Annotated in this window: 25 protein-coding genes; 16 read left to right on the top strand and 9 right to left on the bottom strand. The window is 73.7% G+C overall.

What is annotated here, in order from left to right:
* Nucleotides 1–8: 8 nt before the first annotated feature.
* The 3 genes from RWE79_RS06085 to RWE79_RS06075 all read left to right on the top strand — a co-directional run bounded on the left by RWE79_RS06085 (nt 9) and on the right by RWE79_RS06075 (nt 2,609).
* A complete protein-coding gene (locus tag RWE79_RS06085) occupies nt 9–443 on the top strand; it encodes a Clp protease N-terminal domain-containing protein (protein WP_475945628.1) in 435 nt (144 codons plus the stop codon).
* An 80-nt stretch (nt 444–523) separates the two neighbouring features.
* Nucleotides 524–1,501: an EamA family transporter gene (locus RWE79_RS06080; protein ID WP_475938978.1), complete on the top strand. Its 978-nt coding sequence runs from the start codon at nt 524–526 to the stop codon at nt 1,499–1,501.
* Nucleotides 1,502–1,661: 160 nt separating this feature from the next.
* Nucleotides 1,662–2,609: a DMT family transporter gene (locus RWE79_RS06075; protein WP_475938977.1), complete on the top strand. Its 948-nt coding sequence runs from the start codon at nt 1,662–1,664 to the stop codon at nt 2,607–2,609.
* Between the two features lie 19 nt (nt 2,610–2,628).
* On the opposite strand, the gene RWE79_RS06070 is transcribed toward RWE79_RS06075, so the two are convergent.
* Nucleotides 2,629–3,273, bottom strand: a complete 645-nt coding sequence (locus tag RWE79_RS06070; protein WP_475938976.1) for an FMN-binding negative transcriptional regulator — start codon at nt 3,271–3,273, stop codon at nt 2,629–2,631.
* An 8-nt stretch (nt 3,274–3,281) separates the two neighbouring features.
* Nucleotides 3,282–3,926: a pyridoxamine 5'-phosphate oxidase family protein gene (locus RWE79_RS06065; protein ID WP_475938975.1), complete on the bottom strand. Its 645-nt coding sequence runs from the start codon at nt 3,924–3,926 to the stop codon at nt 3,282–3,284.
* A gap of 40 nt (nt 3,927–3,966) precedes the next feature.
* Here RWE79_RS06065 and RWE79_RS06060 point away from each other — a divergent pair, with 40 nt between their 5' ends.
* The gene (locus RWE79_RS06060) at nt 3,967–5,298 is read left to right on the top strand and encodes an aminotransferase class I/II-fold pyridoxal phosphate-dependent enzyme (RefSeq protein WP_475938974.1); all 1,332 of its coding nucleotides are present in this window, start codon (nt 3,967–3,969) and stop codon (nt 5,296–5,298) included.
* On the opposite strand, the gene RWE79_RS06055 is transcribed toward RWE79_RS06060, so the two are convergent.
* Entirely contained in the window at nt 5,274–6,275 is a 1,002-nt protein-coding gene (locus tag RWE79_RS06055; protein WP_475938973.1) for a DMT family transporter, read from the bottom strand. The two genes, RWE79_RS06060 and RWE79_RS06055, sit on opposite strands and share 25 nt — an antisense overlap.
* Before the next feature lie 74 nt (nt 6,276–6,349).
* Between RWE79_RS06055 and RWE79_RS06050 the strand changes: the two genes are divergently transcribed.
* Nucleotides 6,350–7,258 (top strand): LysR family transcriptional regulator, encoded by a 909-nt coding sequence (locus tag RWE79_RS06050; RefSeq protein ID WP_475938972.1) that lies wholly within the window; start codon nt 6,350–6,352, stop codon nt 7,256–7,258.
* A 67-nt stretch (nt 7,259–7,325) separates the two neighbouring features.
* Here RWE79_RS06050 and RWE79_RS06045 read toward each other — a convergent pair whose 3' ends face one another.
* Entirely contained in the window at nt 7,326–7,793 is a 468-nt protein-coding gene (locus RWE79_RS06045) for a pyridoxamine 5'-phosphate oxidase family protein (protein ID WP_475938971.1), read from the bottom strand.
* Between the two features lie 46 nt (nt 7,794–7,839).
* On the opposite strand from RWE79_RS06045, the gene RWE79_RS06040 reads away from it, so the two are divergent.
* Nucleotides 7,840–8,490, top strand: coding sequence for a cysteine hydrolase family protein (locus RWE79_RS06040; RefSeq protein WP_475938970.1), 651 nt, complete (start codon nt 7,840–7,842; stop codon nt 8,488–8,490).
* Here RWE79_RS06040 and RWE79_RS06035 read toward each other — a convergent pair.
* Nucleotides 8,462–8,947 (bottom strand): Rieske (2Fe-2S) protein, encoded by a 486-nt coding sequence (locus RWE79_RS06035; RefSeq protein WP_475938969.1) that lies wholly within the window; start codon nt 8,945–8,947, stop codon nt 8,462–8,464. The two genes, RWE79_RS06040 and RWE79_RS06035, sit on opposite strands and share 29 nt — an antisense overlap.
* 188 nt (nt 8,948–9,135) lie before the next feature.
* Here RWE79_RS06035 and RWE79_RS06030 point away from each other — a divergent pair, with 188 nt between their 5' ends.
* The 7 genes from RWE79_RS06030 to RWE79_RS06000 all read left to right on the top strand — a co-directional run bounded on the left by RWE79_RS06030 (nt 9,136) and on the right by RWE79_RS06000 (nt 14,409).
* Nucleotides 9,136–9,957 (top strand): HipA family kinase, encoded by an 822-nt coding sequence (locus RWE79_RS06030; RefSeq protein ID WP_475938968.1) that lies wholly within the window; start codon nt 9,136–9,138, stop codon nt 9,955–9,957.
* On the top strand, nt 9,954–10,337 hold the full coding sequence (locus RWE79_RS06025) for a DUF3037 domain-containing protein (protein ID WP_475938967.1): 384 nt from the start codon (nt 9,954–9,956) through the stop codon (nt 10,335–10,337). The genes RWE79_RS06030 and RWE79_RS06025 overlap by 4 nt, the downstream gene beginning before the upstream one ends.
* Nucleotides 10,338–10,460: 123 nt before the next feature.
* Nucleotides 10,461–11,222, top strand: coding sequence for a 3-oxoacyl-ACP reductase FabG (fabG, locus tag RWE79_RS06020; RefSeq protein WP_475938966.1), 762 nt, complete (start codon nt 10,461–10,463; stop codon nt 11,220–11,222).
* Between the two features lie 26 nt (nt 11,223–11,248).
* A complete protein-coding gene (locus RWE79_RS06015) occupies nt 11,249–12,040 on the top strand; it encodes an SDR family oxidoreductase (protein ID WP_475938965.1) in 792 nt (263 codons plus the stop codon).
* 99 nt (nt 12,041–12,139) lie between these two features.
* A complete protein-coding gene (locus RWE79_RS06010) occupies nt 12,140–13,123 on the top strand; it encodes an aldo/keto reductase (protein WP_475938964.1) in 984 nt (327 codons plus the stop codon).
* A 74-nt stretch (nt 13,124–13,197) separates the two neighbouring features.
* Nucleotides 13,198–13,872, top strand: coding sequence for a uracil-DNA glycosylase (gene ung, locus RWE79_RS06005; protein WP_475945626.1), 675 nt, complete (start codon nt 13,198–13,200; stop codon nt 13,870–13,872).
* 114 nt (nt 13,873–13,986) lie between these two features.
* Nucleotides 13,987–14,409: a hypothetical protein gene (locus tag RWE79_RS06000; RefSeq protein WP_475945624.1), complete on the top strand. Its 423-nt coding sequence runs from the start codon at nt 13,987–13,989 to the stop codon at nt 14,407–14,409.
* On the opposite strand, the gene RWE79_RS05995 is transcribed toward RWE79_RS06000, so the two are convergent.
* Nucleotides 14,397–14,837, bottom strand: a complete 441-nt coding sequence (locus tag RWE79_RS05995) for a hypothetical protein (RefSeq protein ID WP_475938963.1) — start codon at nt 14,835–14,837, stop codon at nt 14,397–14,399. The genes RWE79_RS06000 and RWE79_RS05995 overlap by 13 nt on opposite strands.
* A 77-nt stretch (nt 14,838–14,914) precedes the next feature.
* On the bottom strand, nt 14,915–15,430 hold the full coding sequence (locus RWE79_RS05990) for a DinB family protein (protein WP_475938962.1): 516 nt from the start codon (nt 15,428–15,430) through the stop codon (nt 14,915–14,917).
* A 55-nt stretch (nt 15,431–15,485) separates the two neighbouring features.
* On the opposite strand from RWE79_RS05990, the gene RWE79_RS05985 reads away from it, so the two are divergent.
* Complete coding sequence (locus tag RWE79_RS05985; RefSeq protein WP_475938961.1) at nt 15,486–16,391, top strand: Gfo/Idh/MocA family protein; 906 nt, start codon at nt 15,486–15,488, stop codon at nt 16,389–16,391.
* On the opposite strand, the gene lnt is transcribed toward RWE79_RS05985, so the two are convergent.
* Entirely contained in the window at nt 16,360–17,910 is a 1,551-nt protein-coding gene (lnt, locus tag RWE79_RS05980; protein ID WP_475945622.1) for an apolipoprotein N-acyltransferase, read from the bottom strand. The two genes, RWE79_RS05985 and lnt, sit on opposite strands and share 32 nt — an antisense overlap.
* 143 nt (nt 17,911–18,053) lie before the next feature.
* On the opposite strand from lnt, the gene RWE79_RS05975 reads away from it, so the two are divergent.
* Nucleotides 18,054–20,462, top strand: coding sequence for a SpoIIE family protein phosphatase (locus RWE79_RS05975; protein ID WP_475938960.1), 2,409 nt, complete (start codon nt 18,054–18,056; stop codon nt 20,460–20,462).
* Nucleotides 20,463–20,469: 7 nt separating this feature from the next.
* Here RWE79_RS05975 and RWE79_RS05970 read toward each other — a convergent pair whose 3' ends face one another.
* Nucleotides 20,470–21,102: a hypothetical protein gene (locus RWE79_RS05970; RefSeq protein ID WP_475938959.1), complete on the bottom strand. Its 633-nt coding sequence runs from the start codon at nt 21,100–21,102 to the stop codon at nt 20,470–20,472.
* A gap of 183 nt (nt 21,103–21,285) precedes the next feature.
* On the opposite strand from RWE79_RS05970, the gene RWE79_RS05965 reads away from it, so the two are divergent.
* Nucleotides 21,286–22,158, top strand: a complete 873-nt coding sequence (locus tag RWE79_RS05965) for an Fpg/Nei family DNA glycosylase (protein WP_475938958.1) — start codon at nt 21,286–21,288, stop codon at nt 22,156–22,158.
* Nucleotides 22,159–22,164 lie beyond the last annotated feature (6 nt).

The raw sequence follows: 22,164 nt of genomic DNA, 5'->3' as shown, positions 1-22,164 counted from the left end.
GCGACACCATGGAGGACGCGCGGCTCGGCGGGGAGTTGCGCGCGGTCGCCGTCGGCGCGCGCCGGCGTGCCGCGCGGGACGGCGACTCGCAGATCGACACCGCGCACCTGCTGCACTCCCTGCTGGAGAACGATCCGCCGGCCCGGGAGGCGCTCGGTGCCCGGCTGGGGCGGGTCCTGGGATATCTGGCCCAGCGCAGCATCGGCTACGGCCTGAGATGGCGCGGGACCGTGGAGGAGCCGGGCGTGCCGCCCGTCGCCGCCGCCCCCGAGGTGCCGGGCTGGAGCCCGTCGGCCGCGGCGGCCCTGAACACCGCCGACTCCCTGGCCCGTGACCGGGGCGAGCCGGCTGCCGGTGGCGCCGATCTGCTGGCGGCGCTGGCCGCGGACCCGCTGAGCAGGGCGGCCGAGGTGCTGCGCCGTGCCGGGGCCGGTCCGCTGTGACCGGGAAGGGCCTCCGGCCCGGAGGTGATGTCAGTTGCTACCGGGGTGACGGTGCTGTCGCGAGCTGACATCATGGCCCGATGCATGCATCGAAGGGGAGGGGCGCCGGACTCGGCCTCGCACTCGTGTCGGCGGTCGCGTTCGGCGGTTCGGGAGTCGCGGCCAAGCCGCTGATCGAGGCCGGGCTCGACCCGCTGCACGTGGTGTGGCTACGGGTGGCGGGCGCGGCCCTGGTCATGCTGCCGGTCGCCTGGCGGCACCGGACGCTGGTGGCCCGGCACCCCGGACTGCTGCTCGGCTTCGGCCTGCTCGGCGTCGCCGGAGTGCAGACCTTCTACTTCGCCGCGATATCCAGGATCCCGGTCGGCGTCGCGATCCTGGTGGAGTTCCTCGGCCCGGCGCTGCTGCTGGGCTGGGTGCGGTTCGTTCAGCGCAAGCCGGTGACCCGGGCCGCGGCGGTGGGCGTGGTGCTGGCGGTCGGCGGCATGGCGTCGGTGGTCGAGGTCTGGTCCGGGCTCGCCTTCGACGCGCTCGGGCTGCTGCTCGCCTTCGGCGCGGCCATCTGCCAGGTCAGCTACTTCGTCCTGGCCGACCACGGCAGCGAGGGCGACGACGCGCCCGACCCCATCGCCGTCATCGCCTACGGCCTGCTGGTCGGGGCCGTCGTACTGACCGTGGTGTCCCGCCCCTGGGGCATGGACTGGTCGGTGCTCGCCGGCCGGGCGGCCCTGGGGGAGTACCAGGTGCCCGCCGCGCTGCTGCTCGGCTGGGTGGTGCTGGTGGCCACCGTCGTCGCGTACGTCACCGGCGTACTGGCGGTACGGCGGCTGTCGCCGCAGGTCGCCGGCGTCGTGGCCTGCCTGGAGGCGGTCTGCGGCACGGTCTTCGCCTGGGTGCTGCTCGGCGAACACCTCGCGCTGCCGCAGATCGTCGGCGGGACGCTGGTGCTGGCCGGGGCGTTCGTCGCGCAGACGGCGAAGCCGGGCAAGGCGGACGGTGGGGACGTGGGTGCCGAGCCGGTGATCGAGCCGCTCCCCGAGCGCGTACAGCGCCTATAGAGTGCTGGTCATGCCTTCGCATCACGGCGTTCTGCCGCCTCCCGCCGCCTGACGCGGGCGGCGAAGCCACGGAAGACCAGGCCCGGGCGCGTCCCGGGACGGTTGCCGCTGCCCGCACACGGGACCAGGCGACCCTTCGTGTCCTCCGCGGGAGAACTCCGTGTCACATTCCCCTGCGCACTCCGCTGCGCAGTCCTCCACCCCGACCGCCGGTCGGGGTCTGCTCTACGTCACCCTCGCCGCCACCGCCTGGGGCACGGCCGGCGCCGTCGCCTCACTGCTCCACGGCAGCGGGCTCGGCCCCTTCGCGCTCACCTTCTGGCGGTCGGCCGGCGGTGTCCTGCTGCTGCTCGCCGCGCGGCTGCTGTCGGGCCGCCCGCTCCGCGTCCGGGGCGCCGCCCCCGCCCGGCGGATCCTGGTCACCGGGCTCGGGCTGACCCTCTTCCAGACCGCGTACTTCTGCGCGGTCGCCGTCACCGGGCTCGCCGTCGCCACCGTCGTGACCCTCGGTGCCGGGCCCGTCCTCATCGCAGTGGGCGCCCGGCTGACCATGGGCGAACGCCTCGGCCGGGGCGGGCTGCCCGCCATCGGCGGCGCCCTGGCCGGGCTGGCCGTACTGGTGCTGGGCGGCGACGGCACCGACGTCCGCCAGGCGGGAGTCGCGCTCGGGCTGCTCTCCGCCTGCGGGTACGCCGTGATCACCGTGCTGACCCGGCGTCCGGGACGCGCCGGCGAGGGCGGTGACCCGGTGCTGACCTCGCTGTGGTCCTTCGCCGTCTGCGCGGTGTGCGTACTGCCCCTGGCCGTGTGCGAGGGCGGCCTGCTTCCCGGCCCGGACGGTCTGGGCCACAGCCTCGGGCTGCTCCTGTACCTCGCCTCGGTCCCCACCGCGCTGGCCTACGGGCTGTACTTCGCCGGTGCGGCCGTGGTGCGGGCCGCCACGGTCTCCGTCGTCACCCTCATCGAGCCGGTGTCCGCCGCGCTCATCGCGGTCACGCTGCTCGGTGAGCGCCTCACCCCGGCGACCCTCACCGGCACGCTGATCCTGCTCGGGGCGGCCGTTGGCATGGCCGTGCGGGAAGCCCGAGCCCGGCCCGGTCGCGGGTAGCCCGGTCGCGGGTCCGTCCTCAGTCGCCGGACGTGGCCGTCAGGCGCCGCAGTTGATGGGCGCGGGCGGCCGTGTCGCCGGGGGCGTCGCGGTGCGCGAGGCGGTCGGAGACCTCGTGTTGCAGGGACCGGGGCTTGTTGCCGCCGTACTTGAACTTGGCCCGGACGTCGGTGATTTCGAGGCGCAGACCACGGATGCCGGGGAGCATCCGGCCGAAGGGCGCGGTGTCCGGGGCCACCGGGGCGTGGTCGCCCGCGGGCTGGAAGTGGGCGAGCTGGCGGTGCAGGAGGTCGGCCTTGCCCTGGGGGTCGTCGACGACGTGGGCGGTGCAGCGCAGCTGGACGGCGGCGTAGAAGCTGGTCGGGGTGCCGTGCTCGGGCGGGGCTCCGTCGGGGGCGTGCCAGGGGCCGGGGATGAAGGTGTGGTCGTCGACCACGCTGAGGGTGACGTACGGGCAGGCGGCGACGGCGGCCCAGACGGGGTTGGGGCGGGCCAGATGCGTGACCACCTCGGCGCGCCCGGCGTCGTAGGCGAAGTGCAGCGGCTGCACGACGGGCGGCCACCCGGGCAGGCCGTTGACGGCGAGCTGGCCGAAGTCGTGGGCGGCCAGCCAGGTCTGCCATTCGGCGTCGTCGAGGGCGGCGTCCCAGGGATGGATCAGCACGGTTCTCCTCAGGCGAGATAGGCGGGGACGGCGATGGCGGGGTCCAGGTCGGCGGAGGGGACCGGGGTGCCGTAGCCGCGCAGCACGGGCAGTACGCCGCTCCAGTGGGGGAGGGCGAGGTCCTCGGGGTCGTCGTTGGGGCCGCCGGTGCGGATCTTGGCGGAGACCTCGTGCAGGTCCAGGGCGATGACGGAGGTGGCGGCGAGCTCCTTGGCGTTGGCGCGGCGGGAGTCCTCGGCCCGGCCGGGGACGATGTGGTCGACCAGGGCGTCCAGGGCGCGGGTGCGCTCGGCGGGGTCGGTGACCTGGTGGGCGGTGCCGTGCACCACCACCGAGCGGTAGTTGATGGAGTGGTGGAAGGCGGAGCGGGCCAGCACGATCCCGTCGACATGGGTGACCGTCAGGCAGACCGCGAGTCCGGGATCCTGGGCCGCCCCGCGCAGCGGGCGGGAGCCGGTGGAGCCGTGCACATAGAGCCGCTCGCCGACACGGGCGTAGAGCGTGGGCAGGACGACGGGAGCGCCGTCGCGGATGAAGCCGAGGTGGCAGACGTAGCCCTCGTCGAGGATCGCGTGCACCACGTCGCGGTCGTGGGAAGCGCGCTCGGCGCTGCGGGTGGGGACGGTCCGGTCGGTCGCCCGGTATTCGGCCATGGTGGGTGCGTCCTTTTTGAACTAGTGCATAATAGTCTTTGTGCTAGGAGACTATACGTTCACCGGACGTGGCGCAGCAGAGATTGCCGCCGGTATCGAACGGGCCGTCAGCGAGGGCGCGTTGCGGCCCGGCGCCGGCCTGCCCCCGCTGCGGGAACTCGCGGGCGAGCTGGCGGTGAACCCCAACACCGTCGCGGCCGCCTACCGCCTGCTGCGGGACCGGGGAGTGATCGAGACGGCGGGGCGGCGCGGCAGCCGGGTCCTGCCACGCCCGGCGACCAGCGCCCGGGACGAGATCCGGATCGAGGTGCCGCCGGGCGTACGCAACCTGGCCACCGGCAATCCGGACCCGGCGCTGCTGCCCCCGCTCGGCGAGGCCCTGGCCGCCGCGGCCACCCGGCACGCGCGGCAGCCGATGATGTACGGCGGCTCCGCGGTGGACGGGGAGCTGGCCCGGCTGGCCCGCGAGGCGTTCGACGCCGACGGGGTGCCCGACGGTCCGGTCGGCGTCACCTCCGGCTCGCTGGACGCCATCGAGCGGGCGCTCACCGCGCATCTGCGCCCCGGGGACGTGGTCGCCGTCGAGGACCCGGGGTGGGGCAGCGTCTTCGATCTCGTCCCGGCGCTGGGGATGCGGCCGGTGCCCGTCGGGGTGGACGACGACGGCCCGCTGCCGGGCGAGGTGGAGCGCGCGCTGCGGCAGGGGGCCCGGGCCCTCGTGGTCACCGACCGGGGGCAGAATCCGACCGGGGCGGTGATCTCCGCCGGGCGGGCGGCCGCGCTGCGGGACGTGCTGTCCGGGTATCCGGAGGTGCTGGTGGTCGACGACGACCATGTCCACGGCCTCGTCGAGCTGCCGCTGCACCCGCTGGCCGGCAGCACCCGGCACTGGATGCTGGTCCGCTCCACCGCCAAGGCGTACGGGCCCGACCTGCGGCTGGCCGTCCTCACCGGCGACCCCGTCACCGTCGACCGGGTCTGCGGCCGGCACCGGCTCGGGCCGGGCTGGGTCAGCCATCTGCTGCAGGACGCGGTGGTGCACCTGTGGCGCGGCGGCGCCGTGCGCGAGGACCGGGTGGCCGCCGCCTACGCGGCCCGGCGCGACGGTCTGCTGCGGGAGCTGGCCGCGCGGGGCGTCCCCGCGCACGGGCGCAGCGGTATGAACATCTGGGTCCCGGTCCCCGACGAGACCGGCGCGGTCACCCGGCTGCTCCAGTCCGGCTGGGCGGTGGCCCCCGGGGCCCGTTTCCGGCTGGCGTCCCCGCCGGGTGTGCGGGTGACCGTGTCACCGCTGGACGTCGGCGAACTCCCCGCTCTCGCGGACGCGATCGCCGACGCCGTACGGCCCTACCGGACCGGCCGCCTCGGCTGACGCTGCGTCAGGGCGGCGCCGGCCAGCACGATCAGGGCCCCGGCCGGCTCGTTCCAGCTCAGCTGCTCGCCGAGGATCGCGACGCCGGCCGCGGTGGCGATGACGGGGATGAGGTAGGTGACCATGGTCGCGATCGTCGGGCCCTTCTCGGCGACCAGGCGGTACTGGAGCAGGAAGGCGAAGCCGGTGCCGAGCGCGCCCAGGGCGACCACGGCGAGCAGCGGCAGCACCGGGAACGACGTCGGTATCGAGGTGAACAGCGGGGTGACGACGGCCAGTTGCGCGGTGGCCAGCAGCAGCTGGAGCGCGGACATCGACAGGGCCGAGTTGCCGCTGGCGCTCAGGGTGCGGCGCACATAGATCCAGCCGACCGCGTAACTGGCGGCGGCGGCCAGGGCCATCATGGTGCCGGCCGGGTCCTGCCCGGAGAAGCCCTGCCAGGCGCCGAGGACGGTCAGGACGCCGACGAAGCCGATGGCCACGCCCACGACACGCTGCCGGGTCGGGCGGTCCTCGGAGAACGCCACGACCGACAGCACCATGCTCCACAGCGGAGTCGTGGCGTTGCAGATCCCGGCGAGGGTGGACGGGATGGTCAGCTCCGCGTACGAGAACAGCGTCATCGGCAGCGCGTTGAGCAGGAACGCCGCGACGGCCAGATGGCCCCAGGTGCGTGCCCCGCGCGGGATCCGCTCCCGCTTGACCGCGACGGCGGCGACCAGCACCGCCGTGCCGAAGCCCATCCGGCCCAGGGTGACCTGGAGCGGGGCGAAGGCCTCGGTGCCGACCTTGATGAACAGGAAGCTGAAGCCCCAGATGAGCGCGAGCACGGTCCAGCGGACCCGCCAGTCGAGGCCGGCGCGGGGGAGGAGGCGGACGGGGCTCCCGGCGGCCGGGGTGCCGCGAGGGGGGACGGCAGGTGAGGCAGCCGGTGTAGCGGCGGACTCGGCTGCGGGTTGTGCGGCGGTTGCGCTCATACCGACCACCTTGACCGTTGCGACCTCTTAGGACAAGCGAGTATTGGTAACAGGGACAGCGTAGGGTTGCTTATATGTTGAACCTGGAGCGCCTCCGGATCCTCCACGCCATCTCGACCTACGGCTCGGTGAGCGCCGCCGCGGACATCCTGCATGTGACGACCTCGGCCGTCTCCCAGCAGATGAGCAAGCTGGAACGCGAGACCGGTCAGCAGCTGCTCGCCAAGAACGGGCGCGGGGTACGGCTGACCGACGCGGGCAAGCTGCTGTCCGGCCACGCCGGGCGGATCCTGTCCCAGGTCGAGCTGGCCCACTCCGACCTGGAGGCACACCGCGGAGCCCCGGTGGGCGAGCTGCGCATGGGCGCCTTCCCGACCGCCGTGCGCGGGCTGTTCCCGCAGGCCCTGGTGGCGATGCGGCAGGGATATCCCCAGCTGAGGGCGATGATCCAGGAGATGGAGCCGGAGCCCGCCCTGGTCCGCCTGGTGCGCGGTGACATCGACCTCGCGGTCGTCCTGGACTGGTACAACAAGCCGCTGTCGCTGCCGGGCGGACTCGCCAAGCAGCCGCTCCTGGACGACTTCGCCGATGTCGCGCTGCCCCCCGGCCACCCCCTCGCGGACCGGGCCGAGGTCGATCTCGGCGAGCTCGCGGACGACGACTGGATCGCCTGGCCGGACGGCGGCTTCTGCCATGAGTGGCTGCTGTTCACGCTGCGGGGCAAGGGTGTCGAACCCCGCATCGCGCACCACGCCGAGGAGCACCACACCGTACTCGCGCTGGTCGCCGCCGGGCTCGGAGTGGCGGTCGCGCCGCGGCTGGGGCGCGGCCCGCTGCCGGAGGGGGTGCGCGCGGTCCCGGTCCGGCACACCATGCGGCGCCACATCTACGCGGTCTGGCGCTCCGACGCGGACCGCCGGCCGGCGATCCGGGTCGCGGTGGACGCGCTGCGCACGGCGGGCGCCGACGTCGCCCCGGAGTGAGCGCGGGCCGCCGCGTCGCCGGGGCCGACGCAGGCGCCGCCGGGGCACTGCCGGGGCCTGCCGGGCGTCAGCCCTGCGTGATCTTGCGGAAGTCCCAGGAGGTGACCGCGTCCGGGGTGAGCCGCAGCCAGGCGTGCCGGCCGTCGTGCACCATGGTGTCGAGGCCGAAGTTCTTGGCGGCGAAGAGCCGCTCGGGCGCCTCCAGCGCCTGATGCGGCTCACCGGTGCGCGGGGCCTCGCCGACGAACTCCACGCTGCCGGAGAGCTCCACCCCGCGCAGCTCCCCGTACTCCAGGCCGTCGTCCACGACCACCGCGACCCGGGGGTCCCGCCGCAGATCCGCCCAGCGGCGGCTGCGCGTGATCGAGTACAGCCACAGCGAGGTGCCGTCCCAGGCGAACCACAGCGCGCCGACATGCGGACGGCCGTCCGGCGAGACGGTGGCGACCCGGCAGGTGCGCTGCTCGCGCAGGAAGGCGTCGGTCTCGTCCGGCGTCATCATGATCCGGCGGCCGCGCCGCTGTGTGGCGGTCATCCGTGCACCTTACCGGCTGACGATCCGTCAGTTAAGGTGCGTGACCATGCCGTATCCACGAGGACTCGACGCGCTTGTGCGCGACCCGTCGGCCACCGCCCTGCTCACCGTGGAGTGCCAGCGCGGGGTGGTCGGCCCGGACGGGGCGCTGCCCGAACTCGCCGCCGCCGTCAGGGAGGCCGGCACCCTGGACCGGATCGCCGAACTGGTCACCGCCGCCCGTGCGGCGGGCGCCACCGTCGTGCACGCCATCGCGGAACGCCGCTCCGACGGCCGGGGCGCGAGCCGCAACGCCCGGCTCTTCCGGGCCGCGGAACGGCTGGCCGTCCGTCAGACCGCGGGGACCTGGGCCACCGAACTGGCCGAGGAGATCCCGGTCGCCGACAGCGATCTCGTGCTGCGGCGGCTGCACGGCCTGTCGCCACTGGCCGGCACCGGCGCGGACGCGCTGCTGCGCAACCTGGGCATCCGCACGCTCGTCGTCACCGGCGTCTCGGCCAATGTGGCGGTGCCCAACACCGTCTTCGACGCGGTCAACCTCGGCTACGAGGCCGTGGTCCCGGCCGACGCCGTCGCCGGGGTACCGCAGGAGTACACCGACGCCGTCCTGCGGCACACCCTGGCGCTGGTCGCGACCGTCACCAGGGCCTCGGAGGTGATCGCGTCGCTCAGGCGAGCGTCACCGAGTCACCACTGACCTTGATGGTGGCCGGGGCCAGCGGCTGGGTCGCCGGGCCGGTGACCACGCTGCCGTCGGCGATCTTGAACTTGCTGCCGTGGCACGGGCAGTTGATGGTGCCGTCGGCCACCGCGTTGACCAGGCAGCCCTGGTGCGGACAGACCGCGGTGAAGGCCTTGAACTCACCGGCCGCGGGCTGGGTCACCACCACCTTCTGGTCGGCGAAGACCTTGCCGCCGCCCTCCGGGATGTCCGTGGTCTTGGCGAGTGCCTCCGCGCCGTTCCCGGAGGCGGCCGACGACGAGGACGATCCGGCGGACGGCGACCCGGCCGACGTCGAGGGCGCCACGACGGCCGAGCCGGGGTCGCTGGAATCGCCGCAGGCCACGAGTGCCGCGGCGAGGCCGGCCGCGCCCACGCCGGCGACGACGGTGCGGCGGGTCGGCGTACCTGTGAGGGGGGACGTCTCGGCCATGGGTCACTTCCTGTTGCCTTGATCGGACCGGGCGGCGGAGGAGTGTCCGCCCGGTGGGGCGAGTGATCACCCTCGTTGTGTCATACGGATCTCCCCGCCGACGGGTTCAAGACTCCCGGTGATTTCCCGGTACGCCCGGCGACACACCGGGTGGCTCGCGGCCGATCTCGGGCCCGTAACCTGGTGCGATGCTCACTGAGGTAACAGGGATCCGCTATGTGACCCCCTTGCGGGAGGGCGGATCGGTGCCGGGACTCGTCGAGGCGGACGATCTCGGGACCTATGTCGTCAAGTTCCACGGCGCCGCGCAGGGCCGCAAGGCGCTGATCGCCGAGGTGATCGCGGGGGAGCTGGGCCGGCGGCTGGGCCTGCGGGTGCCGGAGCTGGTGCGGTTCCACTTCGATCCGGTGATCGCCCTGGGCGAGCCCGACCAGGAGGTCCAGGACCTCCTCAAGGCCAGCGGCGGCCTCAACCTGGGCATGGACTTCCTGCCGGGATCGCTCGGCTTCGACCCGCTGGTCTTCGACGTCGGCCCCGCCGAGGCCGGGCGCGTCGTCTGGTTCGACGCCCTCATCGGCAATGTGGACCGCTCCTGGCGCAACCCCAACATGCTGGTGTGGCACAAGGACCTGTGGCTGATCGACCACGGTGCCTCGCTGATCTTCCACCACAGCTGGCGCGGCGCCGACCAGGCGGCGGCCAAGCCCTACGACGCCTCCGACCACGCCTTGTCCCGCTTCTCCCCGGACGTCGCGGCCGCGGCCGCCGGGCTGGCGCCCCGGGTCACCGCCGATCTGCTGCGCGAGGTGACCGCCCTGATCCCCGACGAGTGGCTGGCGGACGAGCCGGGCTTCGCCGGGCCCGCCGAGGTCCGGAAGGCGTACGAGAAGGTGCTGGCCGCCCGTGCCGGATCCGTGCACGAGCGGATCAAGCTGGCGGCCCCGCAGAAGGAGAAGCAGGCGCCGCCGGAGTGGCTGCGCACCTGGGTCGAGGGAAAGGCCGCGCAGTGAGCGACCGTGACGTCTTCGAGTACGCGCTGGTCCGGGTGATCCCCAGCATCGCGCGGGGCGAGCAGATCAACGCCGGAGTGCTGGTGTACTGCCGGGCCAGGTCCTTCGTCGGGGCCCGGGTCCATCTGGACGAGGCCCGGCTGCGGTGCCTGGACGCGGAGGTGGACGTGGACGGCGTACGGGCCGCGCTGCGCGGGTACGAGGGCATCTGCGCGGGCGGCGAGCTGGCCGGACAGGCCGCGCAGGACGACCCGGGACGCCGTTTCCGGTGGCTGACGGCGCCGCGCAGCACCATCGTCCAGCCGGGGCCGATCCACACCGGGCTGACCCGGGACCCGCGGGCCGAGGTGGACCGGCTGCTGGATCTGCTGGTGCGGTGAGCCACATCGGCCGCGCTGGCGTTGACACAGGGTCACGGCCCTCCTACGGTTTCGGCTACGGGACGTACTAAGCGGTCGCTCATGTCGGTGCGGCCGGAACACACACCGGGCTGAGGAGAACAGATGTCGACCACCGAGCAGCGCGTAGCGATCGTGACCGGGGCCGCGCGCGGTATCGGCGCCGCCACGGCCGTCCGCCTGGCCGCGGAGGGCCGCGCCGTCGCCGTACTCGACCTCGACGAGGGTGCCTGCAAGGACACCGTCGAGCAGATCCGGGCGGCGGGCGGCAAGGCCCTGGCCGTCGGCGCCGACGTGTCGGACGAGGCCCAGGTCGAGGCCGCCGTGGCCCGGGTCGCGGCGGAACTGGGCGCGCCGACGATCCTGGTCAACAACGCGGGCGTGCTCCGCGACAACCTGCTCTTCAAGATGAGCGCGTCCGACTGGGACACGGTCATGAACGTGCACCTGCGCGGCGCCTTCCTGATGACCCGCGCCGTTCAGAAGCACATGGTGGACGCCAAGTTCGGCCGCGTGGTCAACCTGTCGTCGTCCTCGGCGCTCGGCAACCGCGGCCAGGTCAACTACTCCGCCGCCAAGGCCGGCCTCCAGGGCTTCACCAAGACCCTCGCCTTCGAGCTCGGCAAGTTCGGCGTCACCGCCAACGCCGTCGCCCCCGGCTTCATCGTCACCGACATGACCGCCGCCACCGCCGCCCGTGTCGGCATGGGCTTCGAGGAGTTCCAGGCCGCCGCGGCCACCCAGATCCCGGTCCAGCGGGTCGGCAACCCCGACGACATCGCCAACGCCATCGCCTTCTTCACCGGCGACGCGGCCGGCTTCGTGTCCGGCCAGGTCCTGTACGTGGCCGGCGGCCCGCTCAACTGACGCGCGGACAAGGAGCCCCCAGCATCATGAGCAGCACCACGAGCACCAGCAGCAGCAACAGCAGCGACCGGCCCGACTCCGGCCGTGTCGCCGTCGTCACCGGCGCGAGCCGCGGCATCGGCTACGGCATCGCCGAGGCCCTCGTCGCGCGTGGCGACCGCGTCACCATCACCGGCCGCAACGAGGACGCCCTCAAGGAGGCCGTCGAACGCCTCGGCTCCGACCGCGTCATCGGCGTCGCCGGCAAGGCCCACGACGAGGCCCACCAGGCCGAGGTGGTCGCCCGCACCATGGAGGCGTTCGGCCGCGTCGACTACCTCGCCAACAACGCCGGCACCAACCCGGTCTTCGGCCCCATCGCCGAACTCGACCTCGGCGTGGCCCGCAAGGTCTACGAGACGAACGTGATCTCCGCCCTCGGCTTCGCCCAGCAGACCTACCGGGCGTGGCAGAAGGAGAACGGCGGCGCCATCGTCAACATCGCCTCCGTCTCCGGTCTCAGCGCCTCCCCCTTCATCGGCGCCTACGGCATGAGCAAGGCCGCGATGATCAACCTCACCACCCAGCTGGCCGCCGAGATGGCCCCGGGCGTCCGCGCCAACACCATCGCCCCGGCCGTGGTCAAGACCAGGTTCGCCGCCGCGCTGTACGAGGGCCGCGAGGAGGAGGCGGCCGCCGCCTACCCCCTCAAGCGGCTCGGCGTGCCCGAGGACATCGGCGGAGCGGCCGCCTTCCTGCTCTCGGACGCGGCCGGCTGGATCACCGGCCAGACCCTCGTCATCGACGGCGGCATCCAGCTCAACGCCTTCGTGGGCTGAGGCCGTTCGCGGGGGCTTGCCCTCGTCCGTACTCCAAGGTGCACAGTCCCTGACATCAACAGGGACTGTGCACCTCTTTTCACGCAAGGAGTACCTACGTTGCGCTATCGCACCCTCGCCGGCGGGACCGGACCCCAGGTCAGCACGGTCTGCCTGGGAGTGCTGCCCTTCGGTACGACGGTCGACGAGAAGACCGGCTTCGCGATCCTCGACCGCTTCACGGAGGCGGGCGGCACCTTCGTCGACACCTCCAACAACTACGCCTGCTGGGTGGACGGCGCCACCGGCGACGAGAGCGAACTCGTCCTCAGCCGCTGGCTCGCCGACCGGCGCGCCCGCGACCGGACGGTGGTCGCGACCAAGGTCGGCGCCCGGCCGGACCTCTCGCGCGGCACGCGCTGGATCGACGAGGACGGCGACCTCGGGAACTCCGAGGGCCTGGCCGCCACGGCCGTCCGCGAAGGCGTCCAGGGCAGCCTCCGGCGGCTCGGCACCGACCACGTCGACCTGTACTACGCCCACATCGACGACCGGAGTGTCCCCCTGGAGGAGACCGTCGGCGCCTTCGCCGGCCTGGTCGCCGACGGCACCGTCACCACCCTCGGCGTCAGCAACCACCCCGCCTGGCGCATCGCCGAGGCCCGCCGCATCGCCGGCGAGCGCGGCCTGCCCGGTTACCAGGTCGTCCAGCAGCGCCACACCTACCTCAAGCCGCGCCCGCAGGCCCACTTCGGCTGCCAGCGGGCGGTGGACGACCAGCTGCTGGACTACGCGGGCGCCCAGCCCGACCTGTCGGTCCTCGGGTACTCCACGCTCATCGCGGGCGCGTACACCCGCGACGACAAACCCCTCCTCGCGCAGTACGCGCACGAAGGCTCGACCGCGCGCCTGCGCGTGCTGCGCGAGGTGTCCGGGGAAATCGGCGCGACCCCCAACCAGGTCGTGCTGGCCTGGCTGCTGGGCGGCGCGGTGCCCGTGACACCCATCCTGGGCGTGAGCAGCGTGGCCCAGCTCGACGAACTGCTGCCGGCCGCCGACCTGGACCTCGACCCCGAGCTGAGGGCCCGGCTCGACATGGCGTGAGCGATTGTCAGTGGCTCCCGGTACGTTCTTTCGCAGTAACGGATCGCGTACCGGAGGTTCCTGACGTGCCCAGCATGCTGCCCGAGTCCTGGCAGGCCGTCCTCGGTGAGGAGTTGGACAAGCCCTACTTCAAGGAGCTCACCGAGTTCGTCGAGGCCGAGCGCGCCGAGCGCAGGATCTTCCCGCCCCGGGACGAGGTCTTCGCCGCGCTGGAGGCGACCCCCTACGACCAGGTCAAGGTGCTGATTCTGGGCCAGGACCCCTACCACGGCGAGGGCCAGGGGCACGGGCTGTGCTTCTCGGTACGGCCCGGCGTCAGGACACCGCCCTCGCTGCGCAACATCTACAAGGAGATGAAGGAGGAGTTCGGCTACCCGGTCCCGGACAACGGCTACCTCATGCCCTGGGCGCACCAGGGTGTGCTGCTGCTCAACGCGGTGCTGACCGTCCGCGAGGGCGAGGCCAACTCGCACAAGGGCAAGGGCTGGGAGAAGTTCACCGACGCCGTCATCAGGGCCGTCGCGGGCCGCCCCGACCCGGCCGTCTTCGTGCTGTGGGGCAACTACGCCAAGAAGAAGCTCCCGCTCATCGACACCACGCGGCACGCCGTCGTGCAGGGTGCCCATCCGTCGCCGCTGTCGGCCAAGCTCTTCCTCGGCAGCCGGCCCTTCACCCAGATCGACGAGGCGGTCAAGGCGCAGGGCCACGACCCGGTCGACTGGCGGATCCCCGACCTCGGCACGGCGTGACACGACGGGCCGCGCGGTGCACAGGGGTCATCGCGCGGCCGCTCCACGGCACGCGCCTGACGCGGATTGCCCGGGCCGCCGTATAGCGTGGGTTTCGTGGCAGAAGACGAGGTCATGACCCGGATCGGCCAGGTGGCGATGCTGTTGCACGGCGGGGACCGCGAAGAGGCGCGCAACCGCTTCGCGGCCCTGTGGCAGCAGATCGGCGAGGAGGGCGACCCGCTCCACCGCTGCACGCTCGCGCACTACATGGCCGACACCCAGGACGACCCGGAGGACGAACTGACCTGGGACGTACGGGCGCTGCGCGCCGCCTCGGGGATGACGGGGGAGTCGGCGCGCGGCTTCTACGCGTCGCTGCACCTCAATCTCGCCGCCTCCTACTGGCGGGTGGGCGAGGAGCGGATGGCGCGCAGCCACCTCGGCCGGGCCCGGGAGGCCTGCACGGCCCTCAGCGAGGACGCGTACGGGGACGGGGTGCGGGCCGCGATCGGGCGCATGGAGCTGCGGCTGACCGGCTCCGATCAGTTGCCGTAGGCCTGACGGCAGATCCGGGAGGCGTCGCTCTGGCCCGCCCACCCGCCGTACTTCTCGCCCATGTCGCAGACGGCGCCGCCGCCGGCCGCGGGCGCGGCCCCGCGCGGCCGGGGTGCGGCCGGGGCGGGTGCCGGGGCAGGACGGGGCACCGGCCGGCGCGGGTGCGCGACGCGCTGCCGGGGCCCGGCCCCCGGCCGGTGGTCCGCGGGCCCCCCGGCCGCTTCCCCGGGCTCCTCCGGCCGTACGCTGGCGAGCACCTCATGGGCCGGGCCCTGCACGATCGGCACCGGACGGGCCGTCGCGGACGAAGCCGCCGCCGGCCCGGGGGCCGCGGCCCGGTCCGGGGCCGGGGGCCGCTGGGACACCGTCACACACCCGGAGACGGCCGAAGCCGCAGCCAGGATCACCACCACTGTCAGTCGACGCACCCGGACAATTCTCGTCTGCCGGGTGGATCATGGGTATTCCCCGCAAGGGTGATCTTCGGGGCGGGCAGTGCCCGGGCCTACTCGCCGGTGGCGCCGTCGAGGCGCTCACGGATCAGATCGGCGTGGCCGTTGTGCCGGGCGTACTCCTCGATCATGTGGATGTAGATCCAGCGCAGCGAGAACTCCTCCCGCTCGCCGCTGCGGCGCACCCGGCTGCCCAGGTCGTCGAGCCCGTGCTCCGCGGCCAGTGCCCTGGCGTGTTCGACCTCCGCCCGCCAGGTGTCGAACGCCTCCGCAGTCCCCGCCTCGTCGAGCCCGTGGAACTCGCCGTCCGGGTCCTCCTCGCTGTAGTAGATCGGCTTGGCCTGCTCGCCGGCGAGGACATGGCGGAACCAGCCCCGTTCCACCTCGGCCATGTGCCGGACCAGCCCCAGCAGCGTCAGCTCCGACGGGGACACCGACGCCTCGCGCAGCTGGGCGTCGGTGAGGCCCTCGCACTTCAGGGCGAGGGTGTCGCGGTGGTAGTCGAGGAAACCCTCCAGCAGGGTGCGTTCTCCGGCGACGTTGGGCGGATCGGTGCGCTTCGTGGTCATGGCGGCCATCATGGCCGCCGGGGCACGGCGGGCGCGACGCAATATGCTGAACGTCATGAGGATCGGGATGATCGGGCTCGGCGACATCGCGCAGAAGGCCTATCTGCCCGTACTCACCGCCCTGCCGGGCGTGGAACTGCATCTGCACACCCGCACCCGCGCCACCCTGGACCGGGTCGGCGACAGCCATCGGCTCGGGCACCGCCACCCCACCCTGGACTCAGTGCTGGACGCGGGCCTGGACGCGGCGTTCGTGCACGCCCCGACCGCGCGGCACGTCGCGATCACCGAGCGCCTGATCGAGGCCGGTGTCCCGGTCTTCGTGGACAAGCCGCTCGCCGACGACCTGACGGCCGCCGGACACCTCGTGGCCCTGGCCGAGCAGCGCGGCGTCAGCCTCATGGTGGGCTTCAACCGCCGTTACGCGCCCGCCTACGCGCAGTGCCTGGAGCACCCCCGGGATCTGATCCTGCTGCAGAAGCACCGGGTTGGCCTGCCGCAGAAGCCGCGCGCCTTCGTCTACGACGACTTCATCCATGTCGCCGACACCCTGCGCTTCCTCGCGCCCGCCGGCATCGCCCACATCGACGTACGGGCCAAGGTGCGGGACGGACTGGTCCACCACATCGTGCTCCAGCTGTCCGGCGACGACGGGTTCACCGCCATCGGCGCCATGAACCGGATGAGCGGCTCCACCGAAGAACGCCTCGAAGTCTCAGGCGACGACACCAAGCGCGAGGTGGTCAACATCGCCGACGTCATCGACCACAAGGGCCAGCCCACCGTCCGCAGGCGCGGCGACTGGGTGCCCGTGGCGCGCCAGCGCGGCTTCGAGCAGATGGTCGGCGCCTTCCTGGACGCCGTGCGCGGCGGGACCCGGCTGGACGCACAGGACGCGCTGCGCACCCACGAGCTGTGCGAACGGATCGTCACCGCGATCGACGGCCGGACCGGCTCCTGAGCGCCGCCTCGTACCCGCCCGCCACCGCCAGCAGGGCCGCCGCCAGCTTCACCACCCAGTCCCCGTACCGGTCGTACGGGCTGCGCCCGTCGGCCAGCGGTACGTCGTAGACGGCCGTGGTGCTGCTCGACGTACCGAGCCGGCGGCCCACCTGCCGGCCGCGGGCGTCGTAGACCGCGCTGATGCCGGTGAGCGTGGCGTGCACCACCGGGCGCCAGGACTCGGCGGCGCGCAGCGCGGCGAGCGAGGCGTGCTGCGCGGGCGCCCAACTGTGCTGGAAGGACGAGGTCGAGGACTGGGCCACCAGCAGCCGCGCGCCCTTGCCGGCCAGCGCGCGGCTCATGTCGGGGAACGCCGACTCGAAGCAGACCAGGGGGCCGATGCGCAGGTCACCGGCCTCCATCACCACCTGGTGGTCGCCGCGCCGCCGGTCCTCGCCGGCCGCCTTGCCGACCGAGGTGGCCCAGCCCAGCAGCGAACGGGCCGGGATGTACTCGCCGAAGGGCACCAGGCGCATCTTGTCGTAGCTCTCGCCCACCGGGCCGTCCGGGCCGATCAGTACCGACGTCTTGGAGATGCCCTTGCCGTCGGCCCGCCGGGCGTCGACATTGACCAGCACATCGGCGCCGACGTCCCGCGACAGCGCGGCCAGCCGGCGCGCGATGTCCGGCCGTGAGGTCAGGTCGAAGCCGACGCTGCTCTCCCCCCACACCACCAGGCCGGCCCCGCTGCCGGCCAGCGTCCTGGTGAGCCGTTCGGCGCGGTCGAAGCGCGCCTGCGTACCGGTGACCACGCCCGGCTGCACCACCGCCACGCGCACCACGCCGGCCCCGCCGCCGACGGCCCCCGGCAGCGGCGCCCACCGCCACACCGCGCCCGCCACCACGGCCACCAGCACCAGCGCGGCCCCCGCGGCCCCCCGGCGCCGGGGCACCGCGATCAGCACCGCCAGCGCCGTGTTCACCGCGACCACGACCCAGCTCACCAGCCAGACGCCGCCCACCGAGGCCAGCCGCAGCGCGGGCGCCACCTGCCACTGGCTCGCCCCGAGGAGCCCCCAGGGGCCGCCCAGGTACTCCCAGGACCGGGCCAGCTCCACCATCAGCCAGCCGCACGGAACCAGCACCAGCCCGGCCGCGACGGACCACCGGCCCCCCGGTCCGCCGCCGCCGGACAGCAGCCGCCGCACCAGCCAACCCCAGGGGGCCCACAGCGCCCCCAGCAGCAGCGCCAGCACCACGATGAAGACATGCAGGTCGGGCCAGAGCCAGTGATGCACCGCGATCATGAAGCCGGTGCCGCCCAGCCATCCGTCCAGTGCGGCCCGCCGCCCCGTCGGTGCCGACCGGACCAGCAGCAGCCACGGCACCAGCGCCCCGTAGGCCAGCCACCACAGCGACGGCGCGGGGAAGGCCAGGGCCGGCAGTGCCCCGGCCGCGACGGCGGCCACCCCCCGGGCCCAGGGCGGAACCGGCCGCCCCGGGGCGCCGCGCGTCACCGGGTCGCTGCCGATCGTCATCGTCACGTGCGCTCCTCACGATCACCCTGGCCCAGTGTCAACGCTGTGCGGCGCTGTGCACAGGGCGCGACGCGCCGGTTGAGACTGGAGGGAGAAGGGATCATCCTTGAGGGTAAGCCGGGTTAAGGACGAGAGACCTGCCGATGGGGACAGACACCGACCGAGGTGGCGAGGGGAAGAGCCGCGGGCGCACGGCGCCCGCGGTCCCCGCCGTCGCGGCCGATGCCCGGGGGAAGGTCACCGCTTGTGATCAGGCCGCCGCGAGCCTGCTGGGCGCGCGGCCGGCCGATGTCGTCGGCCGCGCGGTCCGTGATCTGCTCGCCGCACCGCTGCCGGTGGCGGCGCTGCGCGGCCTCGCCGCCCGCGAGCCGTGGACGGGCCCGGTCACGGCTCGCCGTGACGACGGCTCCGCCCGGGAGGTCCGGGTCAGCGTGGTCCCGCTGCTGGACGGCCGGGGCGGCACCCAGTGGTTCGTCGTCGCCGACGGGTCCGTCCCCGGTGAGCTCGGCCGGTGGACGCTGTCCCAGATGCCGATCCCGGTGGCCGTCTACGACCAGGACGTACGGCTGGTGGACGCCAACGCCGCCATGGAGAGGCAACTCGGCATGCCGCTGGACGACAAGGTCGGCCGGCGCCTGTCGGAGCTGCCGGGCAGTCAGCGCTTCGACCGCTACGACAGGCTCCAGGAGCAGGTGGTGCGCACCGGCGAGATGGTCCATCTGGAGGACTACGCCCGCGCCCCCGGCGACTCCCGTGAGCACGCCTGGTCGATGTTCTTCTTCCCGCTCAGGGACGAGGACGGACGGATCCGGGGCGTGTCCGCCGCCGTGTTCGACACCACCGACCAGTACTGGGCGCGCCGTCGCCTCGCCGTCGTCAACGAGGCGAGCACCGCCATCGGCAGCACCCTCGACGTCAGCCGCACCGCGCAGGAACTCGCCGATGTGGCGGCCGGGCGCTTCGCCGACTTCGTCAGCGTCGACCTGCTCGACTCCATCGTGCGCGGTGAGGAGCCCGCCGAGGGCTCCGTCGCCGGACCGGTGGTCTTCCGCCGCGCCGCCCAGCAGTCCGTGCTGCCCGGCTGCCCCGAGTCGGCGGTCGGAGTCGGCGATGCCGACGTCTACCCCGAAAACTCCCCGCCCGCCAGGGCCCTGGCCACCGGCAAGGCCTCCCGGCACAGCGTCGGCGACCCCGAGATCGGCCACTGGGTGGCGGGGGACGCCGCACGCTCCCGGAGCATCGGTACCCACGGGGTCCACAGCGTGATGATGGTGCCGCTGCGGGCCCGGGGCACCACCCTCGGCCTCGCGCTCTTCCTGCGCCACCGCACCATGGACCCGTTCGACGACGACGATCTGCTGCTCGCCGAGGAGATCGCGGCCCGCGCCGCCGTCTGCGTGGACAACGCCCGCCGGTACTCCCGGGAGCGCGCCACCGCCCTCACCCTCCAGCGCAGCATGCTGCCGCAGCGGATGCCCGCGCAGGCCGCCGTCGAGGTCGCCTCCCGCTATCTGCCGGCCGGCTCCCAGGCGGGTGTCGGCGGCGACTGGTTCGACGTCCTGCCGCTGTCCGGCGCGCGGGTGGCGCTGGTGGTCGGCGACGTCGTCGGCCATGGCGTCCACGCGTCGGCCACCATGGGACGGCTGCGTACGGCGGTGCGCACACTCGCCGACGTGGAGCTGCCGCCCGACGAACTCCTCACCCACCTCGACGACCTGGTCATCCGCCTCGATCTCGAAGAGGGCCCCGGGACGGCGGAGGGGTTCGGCCGGCCCGCCGGCGAGATCGGCGCCACCTGCCTGTACGCCGTCTACGACCCGGTGACACGGCGCTGCACCGTGGCCCGGGCTGGCCATCCGCTGCCCGTCGTGGTCTATCCCGGCGGCCGCGTGGAGTTCCCGGAGCTGCCGGCCGGGCCGCCGCTCGGCCTGGGCGGCCTGCCCTTCGAGGCAGTCGAGTTCGAACTGCCCGAGGGCAGCCTGCTGGCCCTGTACACCGACGGCCTCATCGAGTCGGCGGGCCATGACGTGGACACCGGACTGACCCTGCTCGGCCGCGCGTTGACCCGCCCGTCCCACTCGCTGGACGAGACCTGCGACAACGTGCTGTACGCGCTGCTGCCGGAGCGGCCCGCCGACGACATCGCCCTGCTCGTCGCCCGCACCCGGACGCTGGACGCCGGCCATGTCGCGACCTGGGTGCTGTCCTGCGACCCGGCGGTGGTCGCCGGGACGCGCAAGAAGGTCGCCAAGCAGCTGGAGGAATGGAGCCTCGGGGAGCTGGTCTTCACCACCGAACTGGTGGTCAGCGAGCTGGTCACCAACGCCATCCGCTACGCCGGCGAGGGCCCCATCCAGCTGCGGCTGATCCGCGACGCCACCTTGATCTGCGAGGTCTCCGACAGCAGCAGTACCGCCCCCCATCTGCGCCGGGCGCGGTACTTCGACGAGGGGGGCCGCGGGCTGCTGCTGGTCGCGGCGCTCACCCAGCGCTGGGGGACCCGGCAGACCGCGGCCGGGAAGACCATCTGGGCCGAGCAGAACCTGCCGTAACGCCGGATCAGCGCTGCCGGCCGCCCTGGCCGCCCTGAGGGCGGTCGGCGCGGTGGCGGCCGTTCTGCCCCTGCTGGGTGGAGCGCTGGGCCGCGGCGGCGGTGGCCACGGCCTCCTGCCAGTCCTCGGTGTCCCAGCTGCCGCTGCTCCTGGCGTGCCGGCCGCTGGTGGTCGTCGTCGACGTGCCGGTGGTGGCCGAGGTGTCGGTGACGGTGGAGGTGATCGTCGTCGTGGCCGTCGCGGTACGGTCCGTGGCGGACACCGTCTCCGCCTCGCCGGCCCCGGCGACCGCCGCCGCGCCGGTGACGGCCTCCGCCACGCCGCCGTCGGGCGCCGACTTCCCGGGCCGGTGCGTGTGGCCCCCGGCCGCGTCCGCCGATCCGCCGCCGTGCGGCATCAGCAGCGACAGCCCGGCGACCGCGCCGGTCGCCGACAGCACCACGGTGACCGCCGAGCCCGGGCCGGGGCGGTGGGCCCGCCGGGCGCGGTGACGGGGGCCGACCACCTCGCCGCTGATCACCCTGGCGGCGCCGGCCGCGCTCCGCTGCGGCGGCCGGGGGCGCGGAATGACCTCGGTCGGATCCAGCGCACGCCCAGCCGGACCGTCGGGGACGGCGGGCATCGGGAGAGGTTCAGCCATGGTCCCTGATCATTCATGTCCGTCTGTCCGATGTCCAGTTCCGCCTGTGGACGAACCGTGCAGGACGGAACCCGGGTCGCGGCGGCGCCGGGCCCCGGGTCGCGGCGGCGCCCCGGACCGCGTCGCGCGGCACCCCGACACCGTCGCGCTGCGCCCCGGATCCCCCTGCGGCACACTGTTCGTATGCCGGAACTCCCGGAGGTCGAGGCCCTCGCCGGATTCCTCGCCGAGCGGCTCACCGGCCGTGCCGTCGCCCGGGTGCTGCCCGTCGCGGTGAGCGTGCTGAAGACGTACGACCCGCCGCTGAGCGCCCTGGAGGGCCGCACGGTCACCGGCGTCCGGCGGTACGGCAAGTTCCTGGACATCGCCACCGAGGACGGCCCCCACCTGGTCCTCCACCTCGCCCGCGCCGGCTGGTTGCAGTGGAAGGAGACGTTCCCCGCGGCCCCGCCCCGCCCCGGCAGGGGGCCGCTGGCACTGCGGCTGGTCCTCGCCGGAACCGAGGAGGGCGCCGGCTTCGACCTCACCGAGGCGGGCACCCGCAAGAGCCTCGCCGTGTACTGCGTCGCCGACCCCCGGGACGTGCCCGGCATCGCCCGGCTCGGCCCCGACCCGCTCGCCCCGGACTTCACCCTCCAGGTCTTCACCGCGCTGCTCGCCGGTGAACGCCGCCAGATCAAGGGCGTCCTGCGCGATCAGAGCGTCGTCGCGGGCATCGGCAACGCCTACTCCGACGAGGTGCTGCACGCGGCCCGCATGTCACCGTTCAAACTCGCCGCGACCCTGACCGAACAGGACACCGCCCGGCTGTACGAGGCCGTCGCGGACACCCTGCGGGCGGCCGTCGAGCGCTCGCGCGGCCAGGACGTGAGCAGACTCAAGGCGGAGAAGAAGGGCGGCCTTCGGGTGCACGGCCGCACCGGCGAGCCCTGCCCGGTCTGCGGGGACACGGTGCGCGAGGTCTCCTTCAGCGACTCCTCGCTCCAGTACTGCCCGACCTGCCAGACAGGCGGCAAGCCCCTCGCGGACCGCCGCCTGTCCAGGCTCCTGAAGTAGGGGCCG

Source organism: Streptomyces sp. RLA131 (genome assembly GCF_056270125.1).
This window is presented reverse-complemented; position numbering and strand designations above follow the sequence as displayed.